This window comes from Lysinibacillus sp. RU7 (assembly GCF_057837305.1).
On record NZ_JBYQFK010000021.1, the window covers coordinates 13230 to 39312 of the forward strand.

29 protein-coding genes and 1 riboswitch are annotated in these 26083 nt (G+C 39.4%); of the genes, 25 read left to right on the top strand and 4 right to left on the bottom strand.

From position 1 onward, the window contains the following. The first annotated feature begins 29 nt into the window (after window positions 1–29). The 4 genes from AC3II9_RS15030 to AC3II9_RS15045 all read left to right on the top strand — a co-directional run bounded on the left by AC3II9_RS15030 (window position 30) and on the right by AC3II9_RS15045 (window position 3058). A complete protein-coding gene (locus AC3II9_RS15030) occupies window positions 30–362 on the top strand; it encodes a DUF2500 domain-containing protein (RefSeq protein ID WP_489156720.1) in 333 nt (110 codons plus the stop codon). 107 nt (window positions 363–469) lie between these two features. Then, on the top strand, window positions 470–1360 hold the full coding sequence (locus tag AC3II9_RS15035; RefSeq protein WP_489156721.1) for an ABC transporter ATP-binding protein: 891 nt from the start codon (window positions 470–472) through the stop codon (window positions 1358–1360). A gap of 10 nt (window positions 1361–1370) precedes the next feature. After that, on the top strand, window positions 1371–2252 hold the full coding sequence (locus AC3II9_RS15040; protein ID WP_489156723.1) for an ABC transporter ATP-binding protein: 882 nt from the start codon (window positions 1371–1373) through the stop codon (window positions 2250–2252). Beyond that, a complete protein-coding gene (locus AC3II9_RS15045; RefSeq protein WP_489156724.1) occupies window positions 2249–3058 on the top strand; it encodes an ABC transporter permease subunit in 810 nt (269 codons plus the stop codon). Before AC3II9_RS15040 ends, AC3II9_RS15045 begins: the two co-directional genes overlap by 4 nt. A gap of 50 nt (window positions 3059–3108) precedes the next feature. On the opposite strand, the gene AC3II9_RS15050 is transcribed toward AC3II9_RS15045, so the two are convergent. Continuing rightward, window positions 3109–3663 carry a GNAT family N-acetyltransferase gene (locus tag AC3II9_RS15050; RefSeq protein WP_391369829.1) on the bottom strand — a complete coding sequence of 185 codons (555 nt, stop codon included), beginning with the start codon at window positions 3661–3663 and terminating at the stop codon, window positions 3109–3111. Window positions 3664–3824: 161 nt separating this feature from the next. Here AC3II9_RS15050 and AC3II9_RS15055 point away from each other — a divergent pair, with 161 nt between their 5' ends. Beyond that, on the top strand, window positions 3825–4367 hold the full coding sequence (locus AC3II9_RS15055; RefSeq protein ID WP_489156726.1) for a hypothetical protein: 543 nt from the start codon (window positions 3825–3827) through the stop codon (window positions 4365–4367). Window positions 4368–4719: 352 nt separating this feature from the next. Here the strand turns inward: AC3II9_RS15055 and AC3II9_RS15060 are convergent, their stop codons facing one another. The 3 genes from AC3II9_RS15060 to cydD are packed head-to-tail and all read right to left on the bottom strand — an operon-like array spanning window position 4720 to window position 8694. After that, on the bottom strand, window positions 4720–5313 hold the full coding sequence (locus AC3II9_RS15060; protein ID WP_489156728.1) for a class I SAM-dependent methyltransferase: 594 nt from the start codon (window positions 5311–5313) through the stop codon (window positions 4720–4722). Beyond that, window positions 5310–6995 carry a thiol reductant ABC exporter subunit CydC gene (gene cydC / locus AC3II9_RS15065; protein WP_489156730.1) on the bottom strand — a complete coding sequence of 562 codons (1686 nt, stop codon included), beginning with the start codon at window positions 6993–6995 and terminating at the stop codon, window positions 5310–5312. Before cydC ends, AC3II9_RS15060 begins: the two co-directional genes overlap by 4 nt. Further along, entirely contained in the window at window positions 6964–8694 is a 1731-nt protein-coding gene (gene cydD, locus AC3II9_RS15070) for a thiol reductant ABC exporter subunit CydD (protein WP_489156732.1), read from the bottom strand. Before cydD ends, cydC begins: the two co-directional genes overlap by 32 nt. A gap of 178 nt (window positions 8695–8872) precedes the next feature. Between cydD and AC3II9_RS15075 the strand changes: the two genes are divergently transcribed. The 20 genes from AC3II9_RS15075 (at window position 8873) to AC3II9_RS15170 (ending at window position 26047) form a co-directional block, all read left to right on the top strand. Further along, complete coding sequence (locus tag AC3II9_RS15075) at window positions 8873–10066, top strand: NAD(P)/FAD-dependent oxidoreductase (protein ID WP_489156734.1); 1194 nt, start codon at window positions 8873–8875, stop codon at window positions 10064–10066. Between the two features lie 16 nt (window positions 10067–10082). Next, window positions 10083–10622 carry a helical membrane plugin domain-containing protein gene (locus AC3II9_RS15080; protein ID WP_489156735.1) on the top strand — a complete coding sequence of 180 codons (540 nt, stop codon included), beginning with the start codon at window positions 10083–10085 and terminating at the stop codon, window positions 10620–10622. Between the two features lie 14 nt (window positions 10623–10636). Next, complete coding sequence (locus tag AC3II9_RS15085; protein ID WP_489156737.1) at window positions 10637–12031, top strand: MBL fold metallo-hydrolase; 1395 nt, start codon at window positions 10637–10639, stop codon at window positions 12029–12031. Window positions 12032–12085: 54 nt separating this feature from the next. Next, window positions 12086–12451, top strand: coding sequence for a sulfurtransferase (locus AC3II9_RS15090; protein ID WP_489156739.1), 366 nt, complete (start codon window positions 12086–12088; stop codon window positions 12449–12451). Window positions 12452–12454: 3 nt separating this feature from the next. Then, complete coding sequence (locus AC3II9_RS15095) at window positions 12455–13489, top strand: ATP-binding protein (protein ID WP_489156741.1); 1035 nt, start codon at window positions 12455–12457, stop codon at window positions 13487–13489. Further along, the gene (locus AC3II9_RS15100; protein ID WP_489156743.1) at window positions 13482–14117 is read left to right on the top strand and encodes a response regulator; all 636 of its coding nucleotides are present in this window, start codon (window positions 13482–13484) and stop codon (window positions 14115–14117) included. Before AC3II9_RS15095 ends, AC3II9_RS15100 begins: the two co-directional genes overlap by 8 nt. Before the next feature lie 995 nt (window positions 14118–15112). Further along, window positions 15113–15889: a sulfite exporter TauE/SafE family protein gene (locus AC3II9_RS15105; RefSeq protein WP_489156745.1), complete on the top strand. Its 777-nt coding sequence runs from the start codon at window positions 15113–15115 to the stop codon at window positions 15887–15889. Window positions 15890–16004: 115 nt separating this feature from the next. Continuing rightward, the gene (locus tag AC3II9_RS15110; protein WP_489156746.1) at window positions 16005–17345 is read left to right on the top strand and encodes a cytochrome ubiquinol oxidase subunit I; all 1341 of its coding nucleotides are present in this window, start codon (window positions 16005–16007) and stop codon (window positions 17343–17345) included. Next, complete coding sequence (locus AC3II9_RS15115) at window positions 17336–18364, top strand: cytochrome d ubiquinol oxidase subunit II (RefSeq protein WP_489156748.1); 1029 nt, start codon at window positions 17336–17338, stop codon at window positions 18362–18364. The genes AC3II9_RS15110 and AC3II9_RS15115 overlap by 10 nt, the downstream gene beginning before the upstream one ends. A 13-nt stretch (window positions 18365–18377) precedes the next feature. Continuing rightward, on the top strand, window positions 18378–18473 hold the full coding sequence (cydS, locus tag AC3II9_RS15120) for a cytochrome bd oxidase small subunit CydS family protein (RefSeq protein ID WP_489156750.1): 96 nt from the start codon (window positions 18378–18380) through the stop codon (window positions 18471–18473). Between the two features lie 208 nt (window positions 18474–18681). After that, window positions 18682–19398: an ATP-binding cassette domain-containing protein gene (locus AC3II9_RS15125; protein WP_489156751.1), complete on the top strand. Its 717-nt coding sequence runs from the start codon at window positions 18682–18684 to the stop codon at window positions 19396–19398. Continuing rightward, window positions 19395–20150: an ABC transporter permease gene (locus AC3II9_RS15130; RefSeq protein ID WP_489156753.1), complete on the top strand. Its 756-nt coding sequence runs from the start codon at window positions 19395–19397 to the stop codon at window positions 20148–20150. The genes AC3II9_RS15125 and AC3II9_RS15130 overlap by 4 nt, the downstream gene beginning before the upstream one ends. Beyond that, window positions 20151–20540, top strand: coding sequence for a group-specific protein (locus AC3II9_RS15135; RefSeq protein ID WP_489156755.1), 390 nt, complete (start codon window positions 20151–20153; stop codon window positions 20538–20540). Further along, window positions 20518–21057: an RNA polymerase sigma factor gene (locus AC3II9_RS15140; RefSeq protein WP_391369791.1), complete on the top strand. Its 540-nt coding sequence runs from the start codon at window positions 20518–20520 to the stop codon at window positions 21055–21057. The genes AC3II9_RS15135 and AC3II9_RS15140 overlap by 23 nt, the downstream gene beginning before the upstream one ends. Further along, window positions 21044–21292 carry a hypothetical protein gene (locus AC3II9_RS15145; RefSeq protein WP_489156757.1) on the top strand — a complete coding sequence of 83 codons (249 nt, stop codon included), beginning with the start codon at window positions 21044–21046 and terminating at the stop codon, window positions 21290–21292. The genes AC3II9_RS15140 and AC3II9_RS15145 overlap by 14 nt, the downstream gene beginning before the upstream one ends. 134 nt (window positions 21293–21426) lie before the next feature. Next, window positions 21427–21473: riboswitch (PreQ1 riboswitch) on the top strand. Window positions 21474–21594: 121 nt separating this feature from the next. After that, entirely contained in the window at window positions 21595–22095 is a 501-nt protein-coding gene (gene queF / locus AC3II9_RS15150) for a preQ(1) synthase (protein WP_489156759.1), read from the top strand. A gap of 55 nt (window positions 22096–22150) precedes the next feature. Beyond that, window positions 22151–22864: a 7-cyano-7-deazaguanine synthase QueC gene (queC, locus tag AC3II9_RS15155; RefSeq protein ID WP_489156835.1), complete on the top strand. Its 714-nt coding sequence runs from the start codon at window positions 22151–22153 to the stop codon at window positions 22862–22864. A gap of 25 nt (window positions 22865–22889) precedes the next feature. Further along, window positions 22890–23429, top strand: a complete 540-nt coding sequence (locus AC3II9_RS15160; protein WP_489156760.1) for a VUT family protein — start codon at window positions 22890–22892, stop codon at window positions 23427–23429. Between the two features lie 96 nt (window positions 23430–23525). Continuing rightward, window positions 23526–23963 (top strand): hypothetical protein, encoded by a 438-nt coding sequence (locus tag AC3II9_RS15165; protein ID WP_489156761.1) that lies wholly within the window; start codon window positions 23526–23528, stop codon window positions 23961–23963. 167 nt (window positions 23964–24130) lie between these two features. Further along, on the top strand, window positions 24131–26047 hold the full coding sequence (locus AC3II9_RS15170; RefSeq protein WP_489156763.1) for a GTP-binding protein: 1917 nt from the start codon (window positions 24131–24133) through the stop codon (window positions 26045–26047). Window positions 26048–26083 lie beyond the last annotated feature (36 nt).

Sequence of the window (26083 nt, forward strand, 5' to 3'; positions counted from 1 at the left end):
GCGCAGTAAAGAGAGAAGGGGACGTGTATATGTTTTTTGGGGATATGATGTTTAATATTGTGCCAATTTTTATGATTATTGTATTTGGGTTCATATTGTATACGATTTTTTCGAATGTAAAACAGGGGGTTAAAAATAATCAGTCTCCTTTACTAACTGTACCAGCAAAGGTCGTTTCGAAACGTACGCAGGTTCAAGGGGATCACTCGTATACAACGTATTACGTAACATTTGAAGTACAAAGCGGAGACCGTGTGGAGCTGAAAGTAGATGGTAGCGAATACGGGATGTTAGTGGAGCAAGATCTTGGTTTATTGTCCTTCCAAGGAACACGTTATGTATCGTTTGAGCGCCAAAAGTAAGTATAGAGAGCGCTTGTTCTCTATGCTTTTCTTTTGGAATAAACTAGCGTAATGAATATGTACTAATTGCTACATAGGTTGAAATTGTATCGTAGGAGGGGATGGCAGTGGGGGTCATTTCACTAAAGGATGTAACGAAAGATTACGGGCATGGACGTGGCATTTTTCATGTGTCCTTTGATGTACAGGAGGGCAGTGTGTTTGGCTTTTTAGGACCGAATGGCGCAGGGAAGACGACGGCCATTCGGCATATTATGGGTTTTTCGAAACCGCAAAAAGGGGCGGTTTATGTAAATCAACTAGATAGTTGGACATATGCCAGTCAAATTCAGCAAAACTTAGGCTATTTGCCGGGCGAAATTGCTTTACCAGAGCATTTAACGGGAACAGCGTTTATTCAAATGATGAAAAAATTGCGCGGCATGGAGACAGAGGATTATTTACATGAGCTACTGGATTATTTCGACTTGGATTGTCAGGGCGCTATTAAACGGATGTCGTTAGGGGTAAAGCGTAAATTAGCGATAGTAGTAGCTTTTATGCATGACCCCGACATTTTAGTGTTGGATGAGCCAACGAGTGGGCTAGATCCGATTATGCAAAAGCGCTTTATACAGTTTATCCAAAAGGAAAAGGCGCGCGGAAAAACGATTTTACTGTCTAGTCATATGTTCTCTGAGGTGGAGGCAACTTGTGATCATATTGCCATTATTAAAGACGGCGTTGTGGTAGCTACGTTTGATGTCGCGCAATTAAAAGAGACATTGCCCAAGAAATTTCAACTACAAATGCAAAATCAAGAAGCGTTAGTACAGTTGCAAAATCACCTAAAAGAAGTGGCTTCCATTGAGGAAATAAACGGAACAGAAATGCTGGTTTCTGTGCCTCGCCAGCATCTAACATCATTTATCCAGCGGCTCGCTTCATATCAAATTGAGAAATTTCATGAAATACCTTTCCACCTAGAAAGCTATTTTATGAAGTTTTATGAACGCTAGGGGGATTCAAATGATTAAGGTGAATCAGTTGACAAAAGATTATGGTGGTACAGGAATTTTTGATCTCTCGTTTGATATTCAAGAAGGGGAAGTTTTTGGCTTTGTCGGGACAAATGGTGCAGGGAAAACAACGACGATTCGTCATTTAATGGGCTTTTTAAAACCGCAAAAAGGTCATTGTGAAATTAACGGTCTGAACTGTTGGCATGAGGCAGCTGCGGTGAAGCAATTGGTCGGTTATATTCCCGGGGAAATAGCCTTTCCAGATGCCAAAACGGGCTGGGCATTTTTGCAGCAACAGGCGGAGCTAGTAGGACTCACGAATTTAGACTATGCCAAGCAGTTAATAGAAACATTACAGCTAGATCCTTCTGCTAATTTAAAGCGAATGTCAAAGGGTATGAAGCAAAAAACAGCGATTGTCGCGAGCTTAATGCATAATCCAGCGGTTTTACTGTTGGATGAGCCGACAACAGGACTAGATCCACTGATGAGAGCGGCATTTTTAGACATCATTAAAATGGAAAAAGCAAAAGGAAAGACCATTTTTATGTCGACGCACCTGTTTAATGAGGTGGAGGAGGTTTGTGATAGGGTCGCGATGATTAAACAAGGACGCATTACGGAAATTGTCAATACAGCACAAATTCTTCATCAGCAAAAGCAGCAGTTTACCATTCAATTTACAAATGTCTCAGATGCAGAAAAACTTCAAACAGAACAATTCAACGTGATAGCGTCAGAAGCGTCTAGCGTAACGGTGGAAGTGGCCGCGCAGGAGCTGAATCCGTTTTTACAATATTTAGGTAATTGTGAAATAGCTGATGTAACAGAACAAAGACCGACACTTGAAGCCTATTTTGAGCAGCACTATAAGGAGGGAGCGAAATGATCAATTCAACGATTTTTAAACAAACAATGAAAAGTAATCGAAAGCTATGGCTTATTTTTACAATTGTGCTTTGTGCGTTACAGCTAATATTTGTCACTTTTTTTGATAGTAGCACGTTAACAGGTATGGAGAATTTAGTGAAAGGAACCCCGTTAGAGAACATGTTAACGCAAACCTCCTTCCTTGGTATGCTTGCTCAAACGTATTATTCGATTCACGGTGTTATTTTTCCGCTTATTTTTGTTATTATGACGGCCAATAGCTTAATTGCTGCGCAAGTGGATCGAGGTTCAATGGCGTATTTATTGTCTACGCCGACAAAACGTAGCACGATCGTACTAACACAGGCAACCTATCTTGTCGTCGCATTATTTATGATGATTTTGTGGGAAACAATCGTTGGCGTATGCGCAATCCAACTTTTTCAGACAGAGGCGGATGTGGTGATTAGTGACTTTTTACTACTGAATGTCGGTTTATTTTTACTACTGAATGTCGGTTTATTTTTACTGATGTTTGCAACGAGTGGGATTTCTTTCTTCTTTTCGAGTTTATTTAACTTATCGAAAAATTCACTGGCATTTGGTGCAGGCATTCCACTGGCGTTTTTCTTATGTCAAATCGTGAGTACAGTGGATGCAAGTCTTGAAAATGTAAAGTATGTTACGATCAATGCGCTATTTGATACAAAGTCTATTGTGGCGGGTAACCCAGAATGGTGGAAGTTCGGTATTTTAGCGGTAGTCGGGATTGTTTTATTTAGTGCGAGTGTAGAAGTATTTAAGCGAAAGGATTTACCTTTATAGAAGAAAGGAGAAAACTCGAGTTTGACATGTGCTTTCTCCTTTTTAAAAGTTTATAACGTAAACGTCACAGGAGTATAGTTTGTTTGAATAATCCAAACCATATGATGCGCCTCTTCCCCCCAGTAATGCTCAAATAAATACGTAGGCTGACCGAATTTTTTTAGCCATACTGCTTGTGCAGTCGCAAAGCCACTATCCAAACAAAATTGCGTAATACCGTTCGCCTTTAAAGTAAGTATCATTGCCTTAATAAGGAGTGTGCTTAACCCTTTATTTTGATAGCTCGGTAAAATATAAATTGTCCCAACCTCATCCATGCCTTGCACGGCGCCTTTTGTTAGCTCTACGACAAAAGAATTTGCTTTATAAAGGCCAATTGTCCCGACGATTTTTCCTTCATGAATGGCTAATAAAAAATAGCGTTGTTGCCCATTTGTATATAAATCCTCTTGTAAATAGCGTTCCTTCGTATGCAATTCATCTTCTAAGTCGTCTGTTAAATGACTAATGCCATTTTTTTCGAATGTATCAATAGAGACGGTGCGGAAAAATGCCATTAATTCCTCCATATCATTTGCCCGCAATCGACGAATTTCAATTTGCATGCTGCTGTCCCCTTTATACTAAAATACTATTGTTTGTTGGGATATAGTCTATCATTTTTTATGTTAAAAATTCAACAATTGTTAGGAGATTATTAAGCCTACAAGGACTCTGTAACGTATTTCTTTTTCATTCGTCTAATCTCGAAACGGAGGTGTACGAAATGAAATGGTTATATAGTATTTTATTACTAATATTGCTAACGGCATGTGGAACGGAATCGATGAATAGGGAAAAAGTAGAGAATGTGACAACACAGGAGGTCAAAGAAGCACCGTTTACGCTACGGCTAGTGAGTGAAAAGGCACAGTATCAAGTAGGGGAGAAGGTAGATGTGCGGGCTGAATTAGTATATGAAGGAGAGGAAGAGGCCATCCAGATTGGTCATGGTGGGTCTTGGATTTGGCTTGAAACGACAAATTTGACAAAGGATTATCAATTTGGCGCGGCGATGAATGAGCCGTATATTATTACGCCGATGCGAAAGGCCGAGGTGTTAATGGAGCCTTACTATTTCTCAGGTGGGTCATATCATGAGGGGATGGAAGGCAATGTATATACCGAAGATGTGCTAGAGCAAATGAGTACGTTGGCGTTTCCCGTAGGCCAATATGAAATTAACGGACGAACGGACTTTGTCATTGAAGGGGAGCAAGGTGAAAAATACCAGCTAGAGGCAAAGATCATTTTTGAAGTGGTGGAATGATAGACTATCTAGATTGAGCAAAATGCGATTATTAGTAGTCAAAAGACGGGTAACCGAGCAAAACCTTGTCGTATCCGAGCAAAAGTATTTGGTGAACGAGCAAAATGCCCTTGTATCCGAGCAAAATACACAGCTATCCGGTCAAAAGACGGGCAACCGGGCAAAACCAGTTTCCAAGCGGTCAAAAATACATGGCGAACGAGCAAAACGATCCCGTATCCGAGCAAAACGCAAGGCTATCCGGGCAAAACCCCAAGCTCTGTTGTCAAAACCAACAAACCGAAGTAACCCCATCATGTAAACCACAAAAAAAGGATGAGCAGATGTCTCATCCTTTTAGTATAAAGGCGTCTCATTTTTGCACCACGACTTGCACAACATAGCATTTGCCCGTATGTAGTTGACCTTCATGGCGTGTAGTTTCGCCTATAAAGAAGTGTACTAAGTTAAATGGTTGTGCCCAGGCGAATACATCGCGTCCATTATACAGCCAGTCCACATCTTTTGGTCCACCTGTACCGTAAGCGAGTTGTTGATCTTCATATACTTCGAACATAAAGATGCCTCCTGGTTTTAAGGAGGTCATTATTTTATCGAGTACAGCATATTGCTTTTCTTTTGGAAAATGCCCGAAAACCATAAAGGCCCCGTCATATTGTGCTGTTAATAATGGTTCTTCGATTAAATCGACTAGCTTCGTTTGCACATGTACATTTCGTTCTTTTGCTAATCCTTTTGTTTTATCTAATCCTGATTGTGCATAGTCATAAGCTGTAACATTGTGCCCAAGCGAAGCTACATATACCGCGTTACGTCCTTCTCCTTCTGCATATGCTGCGACAGTAGAGCCCATTGGAAAACGGGAAGCGTGTTCTCGTATAAATTCATTTGCTTCTGTTCCGTATATATATTCCTGTTGTTTAAAGCGTTGATCCCACGTATTCATTTTTTATCACCTCGTATTTGTTGCGTGTACATCGTATAAAAAAGACCGCGCTGTGTAAGCAATTGTTCAAATGTACCGCTTTCTGCTAGTGTACCGTGGTCCATAACGAAGATGCGGTCCATTTTTGCTAAATCGGTCAGCTTATGTGTAATGAGCACAATTGTTTTATCTTTTCCTTTTGTCAGTAAAGTGTGAAATAAATGCCCCTCGGTTTGAGCATCTATACTTGTAAATGGTTCATCTAACAGCCATAGGTCACTATTTTTTAATAATACACGCGCAAAGGCAAGGCGTTGTTTTTCGCCACCCGATAAATTGCCGCCTTTTTCATATACAATAGCAGATAATGGTTTTGTTATAAATACTTGGTCAAGCACTTGCTGTAGTTCCTCGTCTGTGGCGGTTGGTTTTGCGAGCAATAAATTTTCTCGAATGGTGCCAGAGAAAAAGTGATTATGCTGTAATTGAATACTCATTTGTGCCCACAGTTCCTGCTTATCAATAGATTGCATCGGCTGTTCATTGATAAAAATCTCGCCACTGATCGGCTTGAGCTCATGAATTAGCAGTTGAAATAACGTCGATTTGCCCGAGCCACTTGGGCCCACAATTGCTACTTTTTCACCAGCAGCAATCGTACAATTAACATGTAAGATAGCTGAATGTAACGTATTGTGATACGAATAAGATACATTGTCACAGGTAATGTTTAGTGGCTTTTGCTTTATTAATGGCACGCGCTCCGTAGGCGAAGCAGGTGGCGCAATGGCATCTAATCGCGCGGTCGCTTCTTGTGCATTTTTATAATGACTAGGTAACATTGCAAGTGGGATGGCTGATTCAAATACCGTTAATGCTACTAGTATTAACATCGCGAGGTATAAGCCTTCTAAAGCACCGATTGACACAAAATAAGCTCCTATACTTACAATGAAAAATGCCGTTAATAAAGCAATAAACTGATTCCAAAAATGAGCGCTTTGTTCGTGATTAAGCTCTTGCTTTCTTAGTCGTGAATAATCGGTGCTGATGGTTTGTAATGACTGTTCCTTCGTTGCTAATTGGTGATGTAGCTGTAAATCACGATAGCCGTATAAATATTCTGTTGCTTCATTTGTAAAGGCATTTTTGACCGGCACAGCTGTATTCGATTTTTGGTAAATCAAGATGGCTGGCACGACTGTACTGGTGAATATAAAGCCAATCATCAAAATCAGTGCTAGCCAAGGTGAAAACAACAGTGTAAAAACAATCGTTGCGAAAAAAACAAATAGTGCAATAAACGGCGGATAGACGACGCGTAAGAAAAAATGTTGCAATAGATCCACGTCACTCGTAATCCGATTTAATAAATCCCCACTTTTATATGCATGCAATAAGTTTGTTTGGGGTAAAAGTTTTTTAAAAAAGCGCATGCGTACAGCACTCATAAAGCGAAATGTCACACGGTGTGAAATATAGCGTTCGGCATATTTACTCGCTGATTTGGCCACGCCGAAAAGCTTTAAAAAGGCCGTCAAAATTAAAATGCTATAAAAAGGAGGCATGAGTGCCGCTTTTGAAATGAGAAAGCCACTTTGTGCAAATAATGCCACTGCTGTAAGACCACTAATTGTACCAGCAGTCATCGCAAGTAGTACATCTTTTTTATCATGTAAAATCATCTGAATCAGTGCTTTCATCATACGTACCTCTTTTCTTCATATATTCGTAAAACGGGTGAGATGCCAGTTGTGCATGAGTGCCGCTCGCGCTAACTTGACCATGTTCAATAATATATAATGTATCGGCGTGCTGAATGCTCTCGAATCGGTGTGCGACCGTGATGACGGTTGCATGTTGACTAAATGTATACATCGCTTCTGTTAACAGTTGTTCTGTTAACACATCAAGCCCTGCCGTTGGTTCATCGAAAAATAAAATGGATGGGTTTTTTAAAAAAGCACGGGCAATCGCAACACGTTGTTTTTCGCCACCCGATAACCCTCGTCCACCTTCACCGATGTTTGTGTCTAACTGTTCAGGCAATGTGTCCAGCCAAGATGTGAGTTGTGCTTTACGCAATGCTTCATAAATCTCCTCATCAGTAGCAGAAAGCCCCATTCGAATATTATCTCGAAGCGTACCCGCAAATACATATGGATGTTGGGAAATATAGCTCATTTGACGGTACCAATCCTGCTCTGACAGTTGTGTGCGCGGCTTTCCGCCGAGTAAAGCCACACCGCTAGATAATTCCACCATACTGGAGAGCATATTTAAAATCGTTGTTTTACCATGACCAGTAGGACCGATCAAAGCAATCATTTCGCCCGGTTTTACATTAAGAGAAATGGGTCCAATGAGCGGCCCATTTTCATATTGGTACGTTGCGTTTTGTAAGGACAGCTGTGGTTGATCGTCAATCGGCTCCTTGCCCCAACGGACGGGTGTTGCGGTCGTTTGCATCGCCTCTTCAATAATAGAAACCGCGCCTAAACTTCCTCGACCTGTATGAAAGGCTGCGCCGAGTTCTTTTAAGGAATTGTAGTACTCAGGTGCTAACGTTAAAACAAAAAATGCAGGGGCAAACGTGAGCGACTGAAAGACAATCATTTGAAAGCCAATTTCGAGCGCGACTAATCCGACCCCTAATGTCGTAATCAATTCAATAAATAAGGTAGAAGCAAAAGCAATTTTTAAAACGGATAATGTACGTTCCATAAACCCTTTATTGCTTTCTGCTAGCACTTGCTCTTGTTTCTCGCTTTGTCCAAAAAGGCGAATTGTTTGAAGTCCTTGTAGTAAATCCAGGAACTTTCCAGAAAATCGATTCATCGCCACTAATTGTTCTTCTGATTTTGCCTTTGTTTGCAGCCCGATGATGATATACGTCAATGGAATAAAAGGGGCTGTAATGATCATAATCCAGCCACTTGCTGCATGTGTCATAAACACAGTAATTAGTACCATGAGTGGTATAACGGTTGTTTTGATGACTTGCGGGATATATTCTCGGTAGTAACTTTCTAATTGGTCTACTGTATCAATTAACAATGTCACCTTTTCACCTGTTTGTGTCGTCATTTGCGCTTCCATTGCATTTTGTGTCCAATGCTGAAGCAATGTTTGACGAAGCGAATTTTTGACCCGTTCAGCCAATGAACCACCTATTCTATTCAGCCAAAACTGTGTAAATAAGCGTAACAGGATGGCAAGAAATAATAAAAGTAAAAAATGAAATGTAGAGGGAAAAGGGCTTTGTTTTATAAATACAAGGTCGACAATTTGTACAATACTATAGCCTTGTAGGACGATACTACCACCTAAAAATACCGATAGAACAAAGAGGAGAAGTAGCTTCCCTTTATATGCTAGTGCCCATGTTTGTAAAGAATGCATCGTATCAGCTCCTTTCTTCTTATATTAATATAGACAAAACTAAATAAAATTAGGGGTTTTCCACTAAAAAAATTAAGTCAGTGTTTAGGGGGAAACCCCTATATTTTTGATATATGGATTTCACTATGATGAGAGTGTAAAGTTTCAAAATATAAAAAAGCAGAAAGAAGGAAGAAGTATGAAAAGTTCTTTCAAAGTCGTCATTGTTGGTGGGGGAACAGCGGGTATTTCTGTGGCAGCTCGTCTATTAAGAAAATCACAAAGCCTCATCCATGAAGTAGCGATTATAGATCCAGCATCAAAGCATTATTATCAACCGCTATGGACGCTAGTCGGTGGAGGGGCTGCTAAAAAAGAAGATTCTGAACGTTCAATGGAATCTGTCATCCCAGAAGGAGCCGTATGGATTCAACAACCTGTGCTTGAATTTAAACCGGAACAAAATGAAGTCATCCTAGGAGACAAAACGGCTCTTACGTATGATTACTTAGTTGTAGCAGCCGGTATTGAAATTAACTGGGGCGCTATTAAAGGATTAAAAGAAGCACTTGGTACAAAATCCGTTTGCAGTAACTATTCATTTGAACATGTGGATTATACATGGGAAACGATTCGTAATTTAAAATCGGGTACAGCCTTATTTACGCATCCGAATTCACCTGTAAAATGCGGTGGTGCACCACAGAAAATTATGCATATCGCTGAAGACTATTTCCGTAAAGCGGGTGTTCGTCAAAATATAAAGGTTGTGTTCGGTTCAGCAAATCCAGCCATTTTTGATGTCCTGAAATACCGCGAGGCACTAGAAAAGGTAGTGGAACGAAAACAAATTGATGCACGATTCCGCCGTAACTTAATCGAAATTAAAGCGGATGAAAAAATTGCCATCTTTGAACATCTAGATACAGGTGCAAAAGAGGAAGTGAAGTATGACATGATTCACGTCACACCTTATATGAATGCACCGAAATTTATCGCCAATAGTCCATTAGCTGACCAAAATGGTTGGGTAGATGTAGATATGTATACATTACAACATAAAAAATATGCAAACGTATTTGGCATTGGCGACTGTGCCAACTTACCTACATCGAAAACAGGGGCAGCCATCCGTAAGCAAGCGCCTGTCGTAGCGGAAAATGTAATCGCATGTATGCGTAACCAAACGATGGATAAAACGTATGACGGTTACTCATCTTGCCCAATCGTCACAGGTTACAACAAGCTCATTTTAGCAGAGTTCGACTATACAAAAGAGCCTGCTGAATCGATGCCATTTAACCAAGCCGTTGAACGTACGAGCATGTATATGATGAAAAAGGATTTACTACCGATCATGTACTGGGACGGCATGCTCAAAGGAACGATGTAGAAAGGGGGCATATGTGATGGAAACGAATCCGTTACTAGAGCAACTAAAGCAGCCAGATGTGCAAGCCGCTCTCGTATCATTACTACAGCAATTGCCGACCTATGAAAAAAACGTACAAGCAATCGGCAATGTAGTGAGTTTTGGCCAAGCGGTACTAAAAGACGAGCAAGCGATTCAAAAATACGATGAACTCGTACGAAGCTACAATGTCAATTTTGAAACAGTAGAAGCATTAGTTGGCTTACTAGAAAAGTTGCCGAAACTTTTACAAATAATCAATCAGCTAGAGGATGTACTCGATTTTGCAACCGCTGTGTTAGCGGATCAACAAACAATGGATTATGCAACAGCCAGTATCCAATCCTACACAGAACCTGTTGTAGCAAAAGGAAAGCAAGGGCTATCCCTAGTAAAAGAAATTCAACAACAAGCAGAAGCAACAACAGAACCAGTTAAACTCTTTACGATTATGAAATGGTTAAAAGACCCAAGTGTTCAAAAGTCACTGAAATATGTACAAGCAACACTACAGGTTTTAAATAAAAAATCACATTAAAAGGAGAGAATTTTATGTTATTACGTTATTTCTATGATGAAAAATTAGCACACGCTTCTTACATGGTAGGTTGTCAACGAAAAGGGGAGGCAGTAATTGTTGACCCAATGCGCAATATTGAGCCATATATTCAAGTAGCTGAAAAAGAAAATATGAAAATCGTTGGGGCATTAGAAACACACATTCATGCCGATTTTGTAGCAGGTTCTCGTGAATTAGCTGACCGCTTTGGTGCAACAATGTATATTTCAGATGAAGGCGATGAAAACTGGAAATATCAAAATTTAGAAGGCATCAACCATGTGTTATTAAAAGATGGTGACAAATTTGAACTTGGTAAACTTACTTTTGAAGTAATGCATACACCAGGTCATACACCAGAATCGATTTCATTCCTGTTAACAGATGGTGCAGCAGCAGATAAACCGATTGGGATTTTTACAGGTGACTTTGTGTTTGCTGGGGATATTGGTCGACCAGACTTACTTGAAAAAGCAGCAGGTATTCAAGGTACAGCGGATGCAGGGGCAAAAGTGATGTACAACTCTGTGGAACGCTTTAAGCAATTGCCAGACTATTTACAAGTATGGCCAGCACACGGAGCAGGTAGTGCGTGTGGGAAAGCGCTTGGGGCAGTACCTTCCACAACAGTTGGTTATGAAAAACAATTCAACTGGGCAATGCAATTTGACAACGAGCCAGACTTTGTTACAGCATTATTAGACGGTCAACCAGAACCACCTTATTACTTTGCGGTGATGAAATCGGTCAATAAAATTGGGATTGAGTTAATTAAAAATTTACCAGAGCTACAAGTCATTACGTCTGTTGAAGAAATTGAAGGATTGATTGCAGCAGGACAGCAAGTAGTAGATACTCGTGATGCACAAAGCTTCTCACAAGGACATATTAAGGGAACAATGAACGTGCCATTCAATAACTCATTCACAAACTGGATGGGCTGGATTGTGAACTACAAGGAACCATTATATTTACTAGTTGATCCTGCGCAGATGAATGATATGCTGATCGCACTTCGTTCAATCGGTATTGACCAAGTAGTAGGTTATGCTGACGTAGAAGCGATGACCCAGCAAGCGAATGTACTAGATTCATATGAAAATGTTACACCTTTAGAGGCGAAAGCAATGATGGACGCAGAAGACGTGGCAGTAGTAGATGTGCGTAATCTGACAGAATACAATGAAGGCCATATTGAAGGGGCACAACATATTATGGTTGGTACATTAAAAAATCGTTTAGATGAAGTACCAAATAAAAAGCTTATTGTTCAATGTCAAGCAGGTGGCCGTTCTGCGATTGCGGCGAGCGTATTAAAAGCAAATGGCTTCCACAATTTAGTCAATATGACTGGCGGCTATGGCCAATGGGTAAAAGAAGTAAAATAATGAATGATGATAAAGAGTGCCTTCTATCGTGAGGCACTCTTTTGGAGGTTTTATATGAAAATGTTACTAATCGCTGTAGTTGGTATTGTGTTGGCGCGTACTTTATATATCCGTCTTGTCCCTGTTAAACAGGTAAAGGCTATTCCGTATCGTCAAGTAGATGACGCATATCAAATATTGGATGTGCGTGATTACAATACAGCAGGCTGTTTAGTTCAAGATAGTAAGCATATCCCGTATGGCTATTTGCCACGTTTTTATACAGAAATCGAACATCGCCCTATCCATCTGCTTGTAGAAAGTCACATGGATTTAAACATGGCGAGCCGCTTTTTACGAAAAAAAGGGTATAGTGTAAATAGTTATACGATGATGAAAAAACCGTGTAAAGTAAAAGGGATGATTTATAAGGAGGCGTAAAGTATGCAATCCCGCCTACAAAATGAGTATTTACAGCAAATTTATGAGCATATTCAAGATGGCATTATTATTATGAAGGAAAGCAGAGAAATCATTATGATGAATCCTGCTGCACAGCGATTAACGGGCTGGCAAGTTGGCGATTTCGTACCATACTGTTCCTATTGTATGACCCGAAAAAAGGAGCAGGGCGAGCCTACTTGCTATTTAATTGCGAACAATGAAGTGCCTTCATTTTTATCAGAAATGCCGACATATCATGGTAGAAAAATTGATGTCGAAATGAGCACAGCCGCCATTTATGCCAATGAAAATACAGGGGAAACGGAATATTTGCTTGTGTTACGTGATCAAGAAACATTTAAAAAAGCACAAGAGGCGGCCATCAACAAAAAAATGATTCGAGCACTAATTGAAGCAAAAGAATCGGAACATAAAAGGTTAGCGCAAGAACTACATGACGGTGTCGGCCAATCTTTATTTTCGGTATCTGTTGCGCTGCAAGCCATTGAATCATTTGTTCAAGATAATGCACAGTTGAATGAGTACATTTCCGAAGTACGTGCAGAACTCCAAAAGGTCATGAATGACATTAATGCGTACTCTCATCAATTACGACCGCACAGTTTAGACCAATTAGGACTAGAGCCAACTATTCAAGCGACAATTGATGCGATTAAAAAAAATAGACCAGATTTGGATATTCAATTAACGACACGTGGACTTGACCGATGTGACCCGGCAGTCGAGATTAATTTGTATCGCATTACACAAGAAGCTTTGCATAATATTATTAAATATGCAAAAGCAACTCAAGTGCATATCCATATTAAAAAAGACAACACGCATATTTATATGACCATTCAAGATAACGGGGTTGGCTTTGAGCGAGAGAAAATTCAAAATGCAGGGCTTGGTCTTAAGCATATAGAAGAAAGGGTCGATCAATTGGGCGGTACTTGTACGATTATGTCCAAATTAGGACAAGGTACATGTATTGATATTGTCATTCCAAGATGGAGGCCACAACATGATTAAAATATTGCTTGTCGATGACCATGTATTAATACGAAAGGGCATTGCGCTTCTGTTAGGAAATTATCCAGATATTACAGTTGTAGGGGAGGCAAGTGACGGGGAAGAGGCGATTCAGCTTGCCTACCAAACAGAGCCGCATGTCATTTTAATGGATATTTCCATTCCCAATGGTTTAGACGGTTTTACTGCTACGAAGGAAATTAAAAAGAATTTACCTGAAACGAAAGTCGTTATGCTGACGATGCATAACGAAATCGCCTATATTCAACAGGCGATGGAAGTTGGGGCAGATGGCTATATTTTAAAAAATAGCCAAGGTGGCGAAATGTATGAAGCGATTCAAAGCGTGTATACAGGCCGCCGCTACTATGAAGTCGGGTTGCCACAAGAACAAATCGAAAAATTATTTAAGAAAAAAGGAAAAAACAATCCGGATGTATTATCAACACGTGAACAAGAAATCGTTCGCTTAACGATTTTAGGATTTACGAATATGCAAATTGCAGACAAGCTATTTATTAGTGCTAAAACGGTAGAAAACCATAAAGCTAATATTATGCAAAAGCTACATTTAAAAAGTAAGGCAGAGCTCATTCAATATGGTATTACGAATAAATATATTACGTAGTATGCGGGAGCTGTCTAAGGAAATCTGCTCACCTTCAAAATAGGTGGGCAGGTTTTTTTATATTGGTTAGTGGTTGAAAAGGTGTGATTAGACGGTTTTGTACCTTTATTGGTTGTGTTTGGTGACGGCATAAAATTTAAACAAGTGAAACGTGTTCAATTTAGTGATATTTGTGAAGAGGACTTTAAAATGTTGCACAATCCGGAATGCTGCTTTTTACGAATCGTCAAGGAATAATACTATTTTCGAATAATGCGAGAAGATAAGGGAAAACCCCTATATTTATAAAGTCTCTTAAGAATGATAATAGGAGCGTAAACATTTTGTAAACGACATACAGTTTATAACCCATTCTTACCCTTTTCTTGAGCGATAAAGCACTCGGCTTTATCGCTTTTTTACATTTTAGATTATATAAATCAACTTAAAATTGTCGACATTTGTAGCGTTCATATTGTAACCTCCGTGCTTCGCAACCACCTACTATAAAGGAAGAGTAAATATTTTTTACCTCGACTAATTAAAATTAATTCTGTGGATGTATGAATTGTGTCACATAACGAAATCGACCACTAGCCCCGAGTAAACCGTCAAAAAGCGACGGTATGCGGTCAAAACATCGCTGTATCCGGTCAAAATCATCTGGTACGAGCAAACCCTTGCCGTATCCGAGCAAAAGCCCCGAGTATCCGGTCAAAAAGCGACGGTATCCGAGCAAAACGTCGCTGTATCCGGTCAAAATCATCTGGCCCGAGCAAAACCTTGCCGTATCCAAGCAAAAGCCCCGAGTATCCGGTCAAAAAGCGACGGTATCCGAGCAAAACATCGTTGCATCCGGTCAAAAATTTTTAAAGTCAATCATTCCCCTCGTTTCATTAATTCCCCGAACACACAAATCCGCCTTTTTCTTCAGCATTATAGGGGCTTCCCCCTATACTTTAGCAACCGCGCACTCTCTATACTTAAAGTAAATAAAGGAGAAGGAAGGTGGTACGATGGATTTTGCATTCATCGTCGTCATATTTTTAATTGGTTTTATTGGATCATTCGTATCAGGGATGGTTGGTGTAGGGGGATCCATTATTAAATACCCGATGCTCCTGTATATTCCTCCGTTATTTGGGTTAGCAGCTTTCACCGCACATGAAGTGTCCGGGATTAGTGCTATTCAAGTATTCTTTGCATCGATTGCAGGTGTATGGGCATATCGTAAAAGTGGATATTTAAACAAAACACTTATTCTTTATATGGGTACAGCTATTTTAGTAGGTAGCTTTATCGGTAGCTTTGGTTCCAGCATGTTATCAGAAGCAGCAGTGAATATTGTATACGGTGTTTTAGCATTGATCGCCGCTGTAATGATGTTTATTCCGAAAAAGCAAATTGATGATAAACCGTTAGATCAACTTACATTTAGTAAACCGCTAGCAGCTAGCTTAGCGTTTATCGTAGGGATTGGCTCAGGGATTGTGGGAGCCGCGGGTGGCTTTTTATTAGTACCGATTTTACTTGTTGTATTGAAAATTCCAACACGTATGACGATTGCAACGAGCTTAGCAATTACGTTTATTTCATCGATTGGTGGAACAGTCGGCAAAATTATGACAGGGCAAATCGACTATGGACCAGCAGCGGTCATGATCGTGGCAAGTATTATTGCAGCTCCACTTGGCGCAAAGATTGGCGGCAAGCTCAACACAAAAGCATTACAAGCCATTTTAGCACTATTAATTTTAGGTACAGCCATTAAAACATGGTTAGACATTTTATAAGAGGTGATTGGTGATGGAAAAATCGAAAGGGTTTATGATTACAAGCTTTACCATTTCAGCTGTTTTTTTAGTAGCAGTGATTACAACAATATTTGGCGTTTAGGAGTGAATCCAGATGGAACAGGGAACTGTCTTTTGGAGTAGGGCATTAACCGAATTAACATTATCTTTCCATATTATTTTTGCAACACTCGGTGTGGGTGTGCCGTTAATGATTTTAATTGCTCAATATGTCGGCTATAAGAAAAATGATATGCACTATACGATGATGGCAAGACGTTGGGCACGTGGCTTTACGATTACAGTCGCAGTTGGTGTCGTAACAGGGACAGTCATCGGTTTACAGCTATCGCTGCTGTGGCCAGAGTTTATGGAATTAGCAGGGCAGGTAATAGCCTTACCGCTATTCATGGAAACATTCGCATTCTTCTTTGAGGCGATTTTCTTAGGAATTTATTTATATACATGGGACCGATTTAAGAATCCGAAACATCATATGTTACTACTTATTCCTGTAGCGATAGGGGCATCGATGTCAGCCGTTTTTATTACGATTGTTAATGCCTTTATGAATGCGCCGCAAGGGTTTGATATCGTCGGTGGCGAGCTCATCAATATACAACCGATTTTAGCGATGTTCACGCCAGCTATGCCGACTAAAATCGGGCATGTCCTCGTAACAAGTTATATGACGGTCGCCTTTATTTTAGCAGCGATTGCAGCGTATAAACTATTACGCGGTGAAGACCATATGTATCACAAAAAAGCGTTATTTATGATGATGAAATTAGGTGTTATTTTCTCTATTGCCTCTACACTGGTTGGTGACTTTTCAGCAAAATATTTAGCGGAATATCAGCCTGAAAAACTAGCCGCAGCAGAATGGCATTTTGAAACAGAAGAAGGGGCAGATTTAATCCTCTTTGGTGTACTAGATGAAGGGGAAATCAAGTATGAAATTCGCATCCCTAAAATGTTAAGCTTTTTGGCGAGTAATGATTTCAATGCAGAAGTGATTGGGTTAGATCAATATCCAGAAGACGAGCATCCACCACTTATTACTCACTATCTCTTTGATGTCATGGTGGTAATTGGTATGCTCATGATTTTCCTTTCAGTTGCGTATCTAGTAGGGAAATGGAGAAAGTGGCAGTGGGTTGAATCAAGATGGTTCCGAGTATTAATTGTTTTAAGTGGTCCATTATCACTTGTAGCGATTGAAGCGGGCTGGTGGTTAGCAGAGTTAGGACGCCAACCATGGATATTATATGGCATTATGCGAACAGAAGACGGTGCAACAAGTGCTACCGGCGTAGAATATTTATTTGTCGCCTTTGCGATTGTGTACTTTGTGTTAGCGATTGGTAGTTTAGTCGTATTGCATCGCATGTTTAAAAACAACCCGGTTGAAAAAGAATTAGCGGCACGACAAGGCGGTGATGCTGTATGGCATTAGAAATACTAGGTATTTCGGTACTTTGGCTCTTCTTATTTGGTTATGTGATTGTCGCATCGATTGATTTTGGCGCAGGATTTTTTAATGCCTATAGCTTAATGCGCGGCAATGATCATATTCTTTCAAACATTATTAAGCGGTATTTATCTCCGGTATGGGAAATTACGAACGTCTTTTTAGTCTTTTTCTTTGTCGGGATTGTCGGATTCTTCCCACAAACCGCTTATTACTATGGTACGATTTTATTAGTACCGGCTTCCGTTGCGCTGATTTTACTAGCGATTCGTGGTAGTTACTATGCCTTTGAATCTTATAGCGGTATGAGTGGACATAAAGGCTATGCACTTGCTTATGGCGTGTCAGGGCTTTTTATTCCAGCTTCATTTTCCGTCATCTTAACGATTTCTGAAGGTGGCTTTGTGACGATGCAAGCGGGTCAGCCCATTTTAGACTATAAAGCATTGCTGACAAGTCCATTATCTTGGTCCATTGTTGTATTAAGTGTTATTGCCGTACTGTATATCTCCGCTGTCTTTTTAACATGGTACGCACAAAAAGCAGGGGATCATAAAGCAAGTGAATTGATGCGTAAATACGCGCTTATTTGGGCAATCCCGCTTATCGTGAGTGCACTTGGTATCATTATCGAGTTAAAGGCACTTGGGAATTGGCATTATGCCCAAATGGTTGATTTATCTTGGTTGTTTGCACTATCCGGCATTGTGTTTTTAGCGACAGTTTGGTTATTATGGGCGAAAATAAAATATGGATTAGCCGTCATTTTATTAATCGTCCAGTTTGCGATCGCCTTCTTTGCCTATGGGATTTCACACTATCCATATTTACTCTATCCGTATTTAACGATTCATGATAGTTTTACGAATGAAGCGATGGCCATTGCACTCGTTGTGGCATTTGTCGCAGGCCTAGTGTTGCTTGTACCTTCTTTATATTTAGTCTTTAAGCTATTTGTCTTTAACAAAGACTATGTATCTGGTAAAGAAGAAACACATGTATAAGGAGTGTCAGATGATGCACGATTTTTTAATCTTTTATGCACCGATTTTAGTAGTAGTTGTATCCATTGTCGCAGCATTTATGGCTGCATTGAATACGAAGTTTTTGTAAGTGACTCTTTAGCCGAAATAAGGCGTACAAAATCTTCATAAATAAAACATAAACATTAGTAGTACAAATCAAATGTCTGATTTGTGCTACTTTTTTTGTGGAGAAAAGGGGATTTTGGTTATTTGTAAAAAAATTTCCAAAATTAAAATGAACTTTTATCTTTTCCTATTTGTATAGTAAGTGAATATACAATTGAGGAGGCATAAAAATGGAGCTAATATTGAAAGATATTGTAAAAAAATATGATGGAAAAACGATATTAAATAGTATTTCAGCTACATTTAAACCTGGGTGCTGTTATTTGCTGTTAGGTGAAAATGGTGCAGGTAAATCGACGTTAGCAAAATGTATCGTAGGAGACGAGGACTATGATAGCGGAACAATCCAGTTTAACAATTTAACGCAAAGTGTAGCAGACAATGCAGCCCTGCAATACCAGTCATTCGATAGCTATCAACATTTAAGAATTCGTGAAGTCGTTCGATTATTTGAAAAATTAACAAATCATGATTTAGAAGAATTGTATGAAATATTGGGTCTGCAAACATTCGACCATATTTTGCTGAAAAATGCTTCTGGTGGTCAGCGAAAGGCAGTATCCATATTTCTTGCTTTTTTACTGAACAAACAAATTGTAATACTGGATGAACCATTTGCTGATTTAGATTTAATGAAGAAAAAGCAGCTCATGCATTTTTTGCAAAATGAACTGCATAAACAGGGTAAAATAATTATGATTATTAGCCATGAAGTAGCTGGGTTTGAGCCATTATTTGATTATGTATATATTTTGAAAGATGGCAAGTTCGTTGAAAACGGCACAAGACAAGAGCTAGATAATAAATACAAAAATACTGTACTGGCAGGTATTGAAGGAATTTATTTTGAGGTTACTGGAACTGTGTTAGGGGGCAGAGCAGGATGATTACACAAATTTCACGTATGTATATGCTTGAAAGTTTACGCAATTCTGGAGTGACTTTAGGCAATATACTCCCAGCATTTAGTTTTTTTATTTGCTCATGGATTAGTAAAATAGCAATGAAGGAGAATGAAGAAGTAGTAAGCTTTTTAATTAAAGGACAGTTCCTCCCGATTTCAATATTGCTTTTACTTTTCTCATTCGCATTTTCGAGTGCTACGATTTATTTAGCAGATATGAAAGCGAATAAGACTTTTAACTGGGTGAAGCGAACAGGTGTGACACCATTCACGTATTATGTCGGCATGGGCACTGGTGTTTTTACGTTAGTAAATGTTTTTTTAGTACTGCTACTTGTTTGCTATTCTTTTTTAATAGATGTTTCACTAGTATCTTTTCTGAAAATGGTGTTCATTAGTAATTTTGTCTTGCTGGCTTTGTACCCTCTTAGCTTTATACTGGCAGGGTTATTTAAAAATGGGAAAGTGGCTCAAAGCATGCTAATGCCAATTATGATATTGTTTATGTTTTCCATTACAATGTCGTCGATGTTTTTAACTCTTGCAGGAAAAGATCCACAAAATTATTATATTTTCTTACTTTGGAATCCAATGCTTTATCTGAATGACAGTTTGCAATTACATTTAAATATGGTAAATGAAACATGGCTTCCTGAGTATCAATATTTTATCATTTTAACTGTATTTAGTATTTTATTGGCGTTTATTGCTAGAAAAGTTTATAGCTTTAGGTAGGTGATACAATTGGATATTGGTTGGATAATTTCACTCATCATTATGGGGATATGGATTATACTTATATTAGCGATAATGATTCCTTATGATAGGAAATATATAGTACGTGAAAATAAAAAAATAAATTACAAGAAAACAACTATTTACTTACGTTGGAATATGTTTGATACACTAACAATTATTTTAGCGATTTATACAATTATTTGCGTGCAAGCATTAAATTTCTTAATTACAGCTGGTCAAACAATTTACAATCCATATGTGCAATTTTTTACAAATCAGTCTCAGGCATGGGTGATTGTCATAGTTGGGTATTTTGTGACGCGCGTTTCTGTTACATTAAAGTCGATAAAAGCTCATTGGGGGGATGGGCTTGATGAAAAGCAATGAAGAATGGATAGAAGCATACAAACAAGGTGATATAGAAGCCTTTAATATGCTGTATCATAATTTATATGAAACGCTTTATTGCTTCCTTTTTCGTTACACCCAAGAAGAACAGCTTAGTATGGATATTGTTCATGATACGTTTGAAAGATTGCAAAAAACATTACATAGCTATGATGTAGAAAAGGGAACTGTAAAGTCTTACTTGTTTCAAATTGCTTACCGGCTACTTGTAAACAAATTAAATAGACGAAAAAAGTGGCAAACATTTTTTCCGTTTTTAGTACCAGCAGCTACTAGCCAATTTTCAGCAGATGAAAAGTTAGCAGTGCAAGAAGCAATCGCAAAGTTACCGGAAAAACAACGAGGAGTCATTTTACTAACGTACTATCACGATTTACCGCAAGAAGAAGTTGCACAAATTTTATCAATCCCAATTGGTACGGTAAAATCAAGATTGCATAACGCAATTAAGTTTTTAAAAGATGAACTAAAGGAGGATTTCCATGCTGAAGGATGAATTTGACAAGGAACCGTCACTACGAAAAAGATTGGATGAATATAAAGTGGAAGTACCGCAATCATTGGCACAATTCAAAGTGAGTCGGTGGCAACGCTTTATTGAGTTTCTTGCATCACCTGCAAAAGATCCACTAGAGCAAATACATGCCTCCTCATCTGGCTATAATGCGATGAAGCTAGTGCCGCTTGCAAGTGCAGTTTTAATCACTATATTGCAGTTGTTTATTTTATAAAGAATGAACGGACAATATCTTGAGGCAGGAGTCTTCTATCGGATAACAATAAAGCTTTAATTCTCAAAATATATTTGACGTATTCCTTTGTTTTATGTATTATATCAAAAGAAACGAATATTCCCGACATTTGAACGGGAGAGGTTCATAGCTGATACCCTCTATAAAAAACTATGGAAGCATGCTTATTACGCCATGTCCATATCGGACGTGGCTTTTTTATTTGTTCGCTTTAGTTTATATGGATGAATGCCGCCTCTCTTGTGATGTGTTTTGGGAAACATATACAGGGAGGTTTTTTTATGTCTGGCCGTAGCCACGAGGAAGGATTAAAAGATTTAACACTATTAGGAAATAAAAATACGAAATATTCATTTGATTATGCCCCAGAAGTATTAGAGTCGGTGGATAATTTACATTCAAACCGCGATTATTTTGTGAAGTTTAATTGTCCAGAGTTTACAAGCTTATGTCCGATTACAAGTCAGCCTGATTTTGCAACAATGTACATTTCGTACATTCCAGATCAAAAAATTGTGGAAAGTAAATCATTAAAATTATATTTATTTAGCTTCCGCAACCATGGCGATTTCCATGAGGATTGTGTGAATATCATTATGGATGATTTAATTAAACTGCTAAACCCACGCTATATCGAAGTATGGGGGAAATTCACACCGCGCGGAGGCATTTCGATCGACCCTTGGTGTAACTACGGTAGACCGGGTACGAAATATGAGGAAATGGCGCACTATCGTTTAATGAACCACGATTTAAATCCAGAAAAAATCGATAATCGATAATGAAATAGAAGAGGTTTTTAGCCCCCCCTCGTTAAAAAAACTAAGAAGAGACAGCATTTTCTTAGGATGCTGTCTTTTCGTTTATAAGGGAGTTTTTAATATGAAACAGGAAAAAGCAGTTGTTGTGTTTAGCGGTGGGCAAGATAGTACGACTTGTCTATTTTGGGCAATGGAGCGCTTTGCACAGGTAGAGGCGGTAACATTTGATTATGGGCAACGACATGCACTTGAAATCGAATGTGCAAAAGAAATCGCACAGGAACTAGGCGTGAAACATCACATACTGGATATGTCGCTCCTTAATCAGCTTGCGCCGAGTGCATTAACACGACAGGAAATCGAAGTGGAGGAAGGGGAAGAGGGAGAGCTACCATCTTCTTTTGTACCAGGACGCAATCTTCTTTTTCTCTCTTTTGCAGGGGTGTTAGCGAGCCAAGTGGGAGCGAAGTATATCGTCACAGGTGTATGCGAAACAGATTTTAGTGGTTATCCGGATTGCCGCGATGTGTTTATCAAATCATTGAATGTCACATTAAATTTATCGATGGACGCTACATTTGTCATTGAGACACCGCTGATGTGGTTAGATAAGGCGCAAACATGGGCACTTGCAGATGAGTTGGGCGCACTACAATTTGTTCGTACTAAAACGTTAACGTGCTATAACGGCATCCAAGCAGATGGTTGCGGGGAATGTCCGGCATGTAAGCTACGAAACAGAGGGCTTACTACGTATTTAAATTGGAAAGAAGCAGAACAGAATAACTAGATTGTAAAGGAATGAATATAGAGAAATGCGAATCTTATTTTATTTATTATCCATTGTCATTGCGAACGTAGTAACGGCAAAGTTTGCACCGTTGCAATTCGGCATGTTTATTGTCCCAATGGGCACGCTTTTTGTAGGGGCAACTTTTATTTTCCGAGATTTAGTTCAAAATAAATACGGCAGAGCTAAAACATATGCCTTTATTTGTCTAGCGCTTGTCATCTCAGCAGTTGTGTCCTTTTTATTAGGTGATACATTGATGATTGTTGCAGCGTCGGCCATTTCGTTTGTCATTGCTGAAACAGCGGATACAGAAATTTATTCACGTTTAAAGCTACCAATGGCGTGGCGTGTGTTCTATAGCGGGATTGTTGGTGGATTCCTTGATTCGGTTGTGTTTGTGATCGTTGGCTTAAGTCCGCTAGGTGCTAACTTTTTACCGTGGGAGGCTGTTCCGGCAGCGATTGTAGGGCAAGTGATTGTGAAAACAGTCATTCAAACGCTTGGCGCCATCGTACTAAATCAAGTAATAGTAATAAAGAAAAAGCAATTAATTGTAGAGTAAGGATAGAAGGGAATTGGCGGTTGCCAGTTCTCTTTTTTTATAGATAAAAGGTTTTGTAGAATATTTGTATAATAATAAAGGAAGGGGTGATAAACATTGAAATACAAAGCAACTACACAACGTCAAATTATTTTACCAATGGCATTTTTATCGTTAGCTGCAAGTATTACTTCTTGGGATCATACTTGGATAAAGTGGAGTAGTGTAACCATCTTCGCATTGATTTTTTTAACAGCATTTATTAAATACACATTGATGATTAATGAAAATTATATCGTGTACACCATTCACTTTTTAGGTATGCTTATTTACAAAAAACAAGTGCAACAATCACATATTAAAAAGATTATTTTCAAACGAGCAAATTGGCAATCAAAAATAGCTATTATTAAGGTACAGAGCGGATTTCCTATTCGTGTAACATTGTTTAAACCAGAAAGTGTATTTCATGATTTAATGGCATTTTGTGATAGAAACCATGTTCATTATGAAAAAACAAAAGACTACAAAATAATTGAAAAAATGGCATCGTAGGGTGATCGTTCATCAGACGAAAAATTTAGGAGCTATCCATAAATGGGGTGGCTCCTGTTTTGTTTATTAAAAGCTGTTTTACACTATTTAGTTCGACTTTGCTTTGAAGAATCCATCATCTTAGCATGTAAAAAACATGCTACAATACAGCAAAAGGAGTGATTTTTTTGTTTAAAACGATTGGTGTGCTAGCACATGTGGACGCGGGGAAGACAACCTTTTCCGAGCAATTGCTATTTCATACAAAGAGTATCATGGCAGTGGGGCGAGTAGACCATCAAGCAGCATTTTTAGATTATCATACGTTAGAGCGCGCACGTGGAATTACTATTTTTGCTGAGCATGGACATTTTCAAATCGAAGGGGATACATATACATTAATTGATACGCCAGGTCACGTCGATTTTTCGGCGGAGATGGAGCGAGCGATACGAGCGATGGATTATGCAGTACTAATTGTGAGTGCGGTGGAAGGCATTCAAGGACATACAGAAACCGTGTGGCAATTGCTACGTACACATCATGTGCCGACGTATGTATTTATTAATAAGATGGACCGGGAAGGGGCAGATGTTTTACGTGTCATGCAAGAGCTGAAGCAGCAATTTTCGCCTCATATTGTGCTGTATGAAGAGGCGGCAGAATTCGTAGCAGAGCGAGACGAAGCGTTATTGGCACAATTTATGGAGGATTCATTATCGGAGGAGGCGGTGTTCGCAAGCTTACGTCAGTTCATACAGCAAGAGGAAGTATTTCTTGCAATGAGTGGTGCAGCTTTAAAGGGACACGGCATTCAAGCATTTCTGGATGTGCTACACAACACTACGGTCACGAATTATGATGTAGCGTTACCGTTTCAAGCAGAGGTCATGAAAATTCGTCATGAAGGAGAGCAGCGTGTAACCTTTTGTAAGGCGTTACAGGGAGAGTTAACAGTACGAACGGATTTAGCATTTGGTGAATCACGAGAAAAGGTGACAGAAATTCGTCTTTATAATGGCAATAGTTATCAAGCTGTCCAGCGTGTAATAGCTGGTGAAATTTTTGCAGTTAAAGGGCTTTCTGTTCCGCAAATTGGCGATTACATTGGGGCAACATTTGACAAGGGGAAGCCTTATACGCTTGTTCCAACGATGCAAGCCAAGGTTGTTTATAATGGCACCGAGCATATTAAAGAGGTATTGCGGTTATTTCGGTTAGTGGAAGCAGAGGAGCCTACATTAAAGGTCCAGTGGCAAGAAACGTTTCAAACGATTTATGTACATATGATGGGCGTTATTCAGTTAGAGGTGCTGAAGGAGCTGTTATATAGTCGTTTTCAGCTATCAGTTCAATTTGAAGACCCTGAAATTTTATATGAAGAGACAATTCGTACGACGGTGACAGGGTACGGTCATTTCGAGCCACTGAAACATTATGCCGAGGTACACTTACAGCTTGAGCCAAATGAGCGAGGCGCGGGGATTACGTTCTCCAATGCATGTCATGTGGATGATTTAACGATAGGACACCAGCGTTTAATTGAGCAGCATGTATTGGAGCGAGCACATCACGGTTTGCTGACAGGCTCTGCTGTAACGGATGTCCATGTGACATTACTGACAGGGGCTGCACATAACAAGCATACAGATGGCGGTGATTTCCGCGAGGCAACATATCGAGCGCTTCGTCAAGGGTTAGAGCAGGCGGAAAACGTGCTACTGGAGCCGTACTATGCGTTTAAATTAAAAGCAGCTAGCGAGCATATTGGGCGTATGATGACCGATATTCAGCAAGCATTTGGTACATTTGATGCACCGATTATAACGGAAACGGATGCCATTCTCACAGGGCAAGTACCTGTTGCAACCTTTATGAATTATCCTACTACTTTTCTCGCCTATACAAATGGCAAGGGGGCTATTTCTCTCACATTTGCGGGTTACGATGTATGTCACAATACAGCGGAAGTGATGGAGCGTATCGGCTATAACAAAGATGCCGACCCGGAATACACATCCTCTAGCATTTTCTGCTCAAAAGGGAAAGGGTATTCCGTTCCATGGTATGAAGTGAAGGCACATATGCATAAGGAAACGATTTGATGAGGCTCTTAACAGCATTCATTGGTGAATATCAGC